We start from the raw sequence: 208 nt of genomic DNA, 5'->3' as shown, positions 1-208 counted from the left end.
TATAACTAAAAAATATTATAACTTATTGTATTTTAGCCAGCATATAAAACAGCAATATTTGCGTCAATAAAAAACTATAGGAAATCATTGGTTCGCCGACTGAGGTTTACTTTAATGGAGAACAACTTTCTTATGAGGTTGTTTTTGATGATCAAGATCACATCAAAAGTTCTCAGCTCATTAAAAATGAGCCAAAAACTGTAAGTGA

The organism is Acinetobacter sp. UBA6526 (genome assembly GCF_002434875.1).
GTDB lineage: Bacteria > Pseudomonadota > Gammaproteobacteria > Pseudomonadales > Moraxellaceae > Acinetobacter > Acinetobacter venetianus.
Note: the sequence above shows the minus strand (reverse complement) of the source record.